Consider the following 5,985-nt stretch of genomic DNA (forward strand, 5'->3'; position numbering starts at 1 on the left):
AGCTCAGTATCTAATGGCTTCAGAAGCTTTAGAAATGGCACATAGAAAGCTTATTGCTAATGTAAATAACAGCTATAACAATGTTAATGCTTCAATCAGCTCTGTTAAGGCTTATAGCAATTCAGCAATTTCTGCTCAGTCTGCTTTAAATGCAACTATCGCAGGTTATGATGTAGGAACAAGAACAATGACTGATGTTCTAAATGCAACTCAGAATGTATATGACGCAATGCAAAAAGCATCTGCTGCAAGATATCAGTATATTGTTTCAAGACTATCTCTACTCTATTCACAGGGTGATTTAAAGGTAGAGCATGTTGAGCAGATTAACGCAGCTTTAAGAAAGTAAACTTTTAAAAGCATAAAAGGCTCATACTTTTTTAGTATGAGCCTTTTTTTGTATGGATAAAACCAGATTTACTTTGTAAATATGTAATTGATTACTACTTAGCTACTTTTTATCAATGGCCTTTAAAGAACGCTCATTGAATATAGTATTTTCCATCTGCTCTAACATCTGATCTTTTGTCTCTGGTATTACTACCTTAAGTACAACATACAAAATTGCACCTATGATAACAAAGAAGGAAATCATGAACTGAATACCTAAGTTGTGCATTGTTCTTGAGAACAGATACATGCAAAGCATGATTGCTGCATAACAAGTAATCAGACATACTGACAGACCAAATTCTCTTCCTTTTAAAGGTAAAAGTTCAGGTAGCAGTGTTGTAATGAATACATTTAGCAGTATTACAGATGAAAAGGAAAAAAGCAGAAGAACAAAGGCAAATGCATATGGACCAAACTGTCTGTTCATTAGTGACAAAAGAATGAATAATGATAGCAGTAATACCTCATTAAACGTACATGCACCAAGCATTACTGCCTTATGACCAACCTTGTCTACAAGATATGAACTTAAAATTGATGCCAGTAGAATACCGATAAATATGGAGCCTATCAGTATATAGTTAAGTTCGTATCTTTCATGCGGCATAAGTGAACCTACAGCAGCATTGTAAATCTTACAAAGTTCAGATGTCATCAAAGGTATGATTGCACAGCCTTGAAAGAAAATTAAAAGTGCTGTTGATAAAAGGATCCATATAACAGAACGGTATACAGAGCTTTTAAAGAAAAGATTGATACCTCTGTCCTCACCTAGAACACACTCATTGATAGCAGCAAGCTCTCTTGCTGCTTCTGAATTCTTGTTTCTAAGCTTAATCAGAACTGATAATGCTCTATCTGATGACTCTGATAAAGAAAGATATCTTGGACTTTCAGGAAGTCTTGCATATGCATAAAGAAGAACAGGAATGCAAAAAACAATAACTGTTGAAACAACCATGATATTGCTGTGTGCAATTACGTTTCTTAATAAGAATGCGATTAAAAGGCCAAAACAGAAAAATACACCAATAAGAGTTGAGCACATGCCCCTGCTAGATGCAGGAGCTAATTCAACAACATAACATGTAGCTGCCAGAAGATATATTCCAAATGCGGCACCTACAGCAAATTCTGATATGAAAAGAGTACTGAAGGTTGGCGACATTGCAGAAGTACTGTGTCCAAGCACACCAATAATAAATGCACCTAATATTGACTGAAGTCTTCCTGTCTGAGCAATAAGTCTGCCACAGAGAAATGAACCTACAAATGATCCTAACAAGAATGTATTTATCATGCTGTCAATGTCATAGATTTCCAGCATAAAAATATTAACAAGACGTAGCTTGGTTGAAATAAGAGCACCTAAATTAAAACCAAATATGGTACACATCACTGCAACAGTAAGAATGTAGATATATACCTGATACTTAGTCTGATTATTAGTACTGCTCTGTCTCATATGTATGTATTCTCATAGGATATTTTTTTATTGAATTATAGCCTACTTACATGTCAGGTAAAACAAGATAAGGTCAATAAAAATAAAAAAGAGACAATATATCAGAAAAATTAAATACAGCCTGATTTTTTATTTTTGAAAAATTTCTTTACTGATAATTTAAAACATATTGTTAAGTAATATTTTCTTTTATCACCTCAATATATATAAAGTTTTGATAAAATATAGGGCAGTTATTTTTAGGAGTTATTCAATGTTTTCACAGTCATGTATCAGTGCCGGCATAAAAGTTTTAAGGCAGGAAGCTCAGGCTTTACTAGATCTAATCCCTGCAATTGATGAAAACTTTGTAAAAGCGTGCCAGATTATGATGAACACCAAAGGAAAAGTTATTCTTACAGGTGTTGGTAAATCAGGTCATATTGCATCAAAGATAGCATCCACCCTCGCTAGTACCGGTACCCAGTCATTTTTCGTTCAGGCAGGTGAAGCTGCACATGGCGATCTTGGTATGATTGGTAAGGATGACAGTGTAATCGCTATTTCAAATTCTGGCGAAGGCTCTGAATTAAAGATCCTAATCCCTATTCTCAAAAGAAGAGAGATCCCTCTGATTGCTATTGTAGGCAATGTTGAATCATCTCTTGGAAAAGCCGCAAATGTTACATTAAGTGCTCATGTTGAAAAAGAGGCATGCCCTCTTAATCTTGCTCCAACATCAAGCTCTACAGCAGAACTTGCCATAGGTGATGCACTTGCTGTAGCACTGATTGAAGCTAGAGGCTTTACAGAGCGCGACTTTGCAATGTCTCATCCTGGTGGAGCCTTAGGAAGAAGACTTCTTGTACACTGCCAGGATGTTATGCACAAGGGTACAGAAATTCCTGTTGTTCATGACAATGTAAAACTAAAAGACGCCCTTTTTGAAATGACAAGAAAAACACTTGGTTTTATCTGCATTGTCAATGATTCAAATGAACTTGTCGGCGTTTATACTGATGGTGACTTAAGACGTTCTCTTGAGAAGGGAGCCACTATCAACACAGATATTAAAGAACTGATGAGTTCTACTGTTAGAGGCAAGGTAAAATCTGACGATCTTGCAGCAGATGCTCTTGCACTCATGCACAAACTTAAGATCAACTCTCTTGTTGTTGTGGATGATGACAATCACCCAATCGGTGCATTCAATCTTCATGATCTCATGCGTGCAGGAATTCTATAATCAGGAAATAAGACTATGACAAATCAATCATTCTCATTCACAGGAAAAGTTACAGTTGTTGGTGATGTAATGCTCGACAGCTACTGGAAGGGACCTAGCAGCAGAATATCGCCTGAAGCACCTGTTCCTGTAGTCAGAGTTACTGATAAAGAAGATCGTGCAGGTGGTGCAGCAAACGTTGCTATCAATATTGCATCATTGGGCGCACCTTGTAATCTTGTCGGTATTGTCGGTGAAGACAAAAATGCTGAAATCCTTGAGAAAATCGTAAGATCACATCATATTTCTCCTGATTTTGTGCTTACTCAGACTCATCCTACAATTACAAAACTAAGAGTTCTTAGCAGAAACCAGCAGCTTTTAAGACTCGATTTTGAAGATTCATTCTCAAATCTTGATGAAGATAAGGTATTAAGAGCATTCGAAGATTCAATCAAAGATACAAAAGTGGTTATTTTCTCTGACTATGGTAAAGGATCTTTATCATGTGTAAGTAAAATGATCGAAATTGCATCAAAGTATAATCTGCCAACTTTAATCGATCCTAAGGGAACTGATTTTAAAAAGTATTCAGGTGCCACTTTACTTACCCCAAATATGTCTGAATTTGAGGCTGTTGTTGGAAAAGTAAAAAATGATGAAGATTTAGAGCAAAAGGCTTTAGCTCTTATTGAAGAACTAAATCTCAAGATGCTTCTTGTAACCAGATCAGAAGATGGCATGTCTTTAATAAGACCTGGCATGAAAGCTGTTCATCTGCCTACATATGCTCGAGAAGTTTATGATGTTACAGGTGCAGGCGATACTGTTATCGGTACACTAGCAACATGTCTTGCTTCAGGTCTAGATATTGTTCAGTCATGTGAACTGGCTAACTGTGCTGCAGGTATAGTTGTCGGTAAGATTGGTACTTCCACAGTATCTCCATCTGAGTTATACAATGCTCTTGGAAGGAACAATCCAGATGAAAAGTGCGGCGTAATTGGTGAAAATGAACTTGTTTCACTAGTTAGTGATCTGAAAAAGCAGGGTAAGAAAGTTGTTATGACAAACGGATGCTTCGATATTCTGCACAAAGGTCATGTAACCTATCTAAAGCAGGCAAGAGCATTAGGTGATGCACTTATTATCGCTGTTAATTCAGATGCTTCAGTTTCAAGATTAAAAGGACCTACAAGACCTATTGTTCCACTAGAAGAGCGTATGGAGCTTCTTGCAGCATTAGGTTGTGTTGACTATGTTGTATCATTTGAGGAAGATACACCTCAAAGACTTATTTCAAGAGTTCTACCAAGCATATTAGTCAAAGGTGGAGACTATAAGGTTGAACAGATTGCAGGACATAAAGAAGTTCTTGCTGATGGTGGTAAAGTAATCATTATTCCATTTGTTGATGGATGCTCAACTACCAATATAGTCAAAAAGATTCAATCACAGGTAAAGTAAATGAATCGTATTAAAGGATTCCTTGCTGCAGCCTCATTAATATGTTGCTTATCATATATAGGAAATACAATGGCTGAAAATACCTTTACAATCAACGCTGGCTACACAAAGATTGATCATCCTACTGCCTATGCTCTTATAGGTACAGGCAAAGTTGTTTTAGTTGATGTTAGAGAGAAAGAAGAATTTGAAACTGGCTATATACCAGGAGCAAAACTCCTTCCTTTAGGCTCAATCAGCAAAGAGACTGCTCAAGATGTAATAGGCTCTGATCTATCAAAACCTGTTGTTGTTTACTGCAGATCTGGTCGCCGTTCTAAAACTGCTGCAGACAAACTGATTTCACTTGGATATTATTATGTTCTTGATGCAGGTGGAATAAGCACCTGGCCATACGAAAGAGCATATCCAGAAAAATAAACAAAGTTTTGTAATACATCTAAGCCTCTACATTTGTAGAGGCTTTTTTGCATTAAAAAACTACACACAAAGGCAATCTAAGACGAGTGACACATACATACTACGATACTTAAATATTAACCTTATTTGAGTAATTCATGATATTTAGACAAAAAAATCCCCCGAACTTTAATTCAGGGGATTTATTGAATTTAACTAACTATGAATTAGTCAACATTCTTGCTCTGTAAGTTCCAGATGTCACGAGCGTAGTCGTGCATTGATCTGTCAGAGCTGAAGATACCCATTGTAGCAGAGTTAATCATAGCTGCCTTAGCCCAACGCTGCTTGTCCTTGAACATAGCCTGAGCTCTCTGGTGAGCATCCTTGTAAGAAGCAAAGTCTGCTAATACTAAGAATGGATCGCCATTGTCTAATAATGAGCGCTTGATTGATGATAATGCACCTGGCTGACCTGGTGTGAAGTAATCGGTATCTAACCAATCAAGGATTGACTTAAGCTCTGAGTTAGAGTTGTAGTAATCCCATGAGTTGTAACCGTTAGCCTTTAGAGACTGAACTTCTTCTACAGATAAACCGAAGATGATGTTGTTCTCAATACCAGCCTTCTCAACGATTTCGATGTTTGCACCGTCCATAGTACCTAATGTTAAAGCACCGTTCATTGCAAACTTCATGTTAGAAGTACCTGAAGCCTCATAACCTGCAGTTGAAATCTGCTCTGAGATATCAGCAGCTGGAATGATCTTCTCAGCTAAGCTTACGCGGTAGTTAGGTAAGAATACAACCTTTAACTTACCCTTGATGCGTAAGTCGTTGTTGATCTTTTCACCAACTGCGTTGATAGCATAGATGATGTCCTTAGCAAGAGTATATGCAGGAGCAGCCTTAGCACCGAAGATGAATACCTGTGATGGAATACCCATATCAGGATTCTCTAATAAGCTCTTATATAGAGATAAGATGTAAAGCAGATTTAAGTGCTGTCTCTTGTACTCGTGAAGACGCTTTACCTGAACGTCGAACATTGCGTTAG

At 37.1% G+C, this 5,985-nt stretch carries 6 protein-coding genes; 4 read left to right on the forward strand and 2 right to left on the reverse strand.

From position 1 onward, the window contains the following. A partial coding sequence (locus ACJML3_RS00980) for a TolC family protein (RefSeq protein ID WP_406019834.1) occupies positions 1 to 349 on the forward strand: 349 nt, incomplete at its 5' end. Positions 350 to 451: 102 nt separating this feature from the next. On the opposite strand, the gene ACJML3_RS00985 is transcribed toward ACJML3_RS00980, so the two are convergent. Then, positions 452 to 1,858, reverse strand: coding sequence for an MFS transporter (locus ACJML3_RS00985; RefSeq protein WP_406019836.1), 1,407 nt, complete (start codon positions 1,856 to 1,858; stop codon positions 452 to 454). Between the two features lie 253 nt (positions 1,859 to 2,111). Here ACJML3_RS00985 and ACJML3_RS00990 point away from each other — a divergent pair, with 253 nt between their 5' ends. Genes ACJML3_RS00990 through ACJML3_RS01000 form a run of 3 tightly spaced genes read left to right on the forward strand, consistent with a single transcriptional unit; the run spans position 2,112 to position 4,949 of the window. Continuing rightward, positions 2,112 to 3,083, forward strand: a complete 972-nt coding sequence (locus tag ACJML3_RS00990; RefSeq protein ID WP_406019838.1) for an SIS domain-containing protein — start codon at positions 2,112 to 2,114, stop codon at positions 3,081 to 3,083. A 15-nt stretch (positions 3,084 to 3,098) separates the two neighbouring features. Next, entirely contained in the window at positions 3,099 to 4,529 is a 1,431-nt protein-coding gene (hldE, locus tag ACJML3_RS00995) for a bifunctional D-glycero-beta-D-manno-heptose-7-phosphate kinase/D-glycero-beta-D-manno-heptose 1-phosphate adenylyltransferase HldE (protein ID WP_406019840.1), read from the forward strand. Further along, on the forward strand, positions 4,530 to 4,949 hold the full coding sequence (locus ACJML3_RS01000; protein WP_406019842.1) for a rhodanese-like domain-containing protein: 420 nt from the start codon (positions 4,530 to 4,532) through the stop codon (positions 4,947 to 4,949). It abuts the gene before it with no gap. 206 nt (positions 4,950 to 5,155) lie between these two features. On the opposite strand, the gene ACJML3_RS01005 is transcribed toward ACJML3_RS01000, so the two are convergent. Next, a partial coding sequence (locus tag ACJML3_RS01005) for a glycogen/starch/alpha-glucan phosphorylase (RefSeq protein ID WP_406019844.1) occupies positions 5,156 to 5,985 on the reverse strand: 830 nt, incomplete at its 5' end.

The organism is Succinivibrio sp. (assembly GCF_045124615.1).
Taxonomy (GTDB): domain Bacteria; phylum Pseudomonadota; class Gammaproteobacteria; order Enterobacterales; family Succinivibrionaceae; genus Succinivibrio; species Succinivibrio faecicola.

What these genes read in the sequence shown, in the direction of transcription:
- hldE (WP_406019840.1), top strand. Translation starts at nt 3,099, where the DNA reads ATGACAAATCAATCATTCTCATTCACAGGAAAAGTTACAGTTGTTGGT.
- ACJML3_RS00985 (WP_406019836.1), bottom strand. Translation starts at nt 1,858, where the DNA reads ATGAGACAGAGCAGTACTAATAATCAGACTAAGTATCAGGTATATATC.
- ACJML3_RS00990 (WP_406019838.1), top strand. Translation starts at nt 2,112, where the DNA reads ATGTTTTCACAGTCATGTATCAGTGCCGGCATAAAAGTTTTAAGGCAG.
- ACJML3_RS01000 (WP_406019842.1), top strand. Translation starts at nt 4,530, where the DNA reads ATGAATCGTATTAAAGGATTCCTTGCTGCAGCCTCATTAATATGTTGC.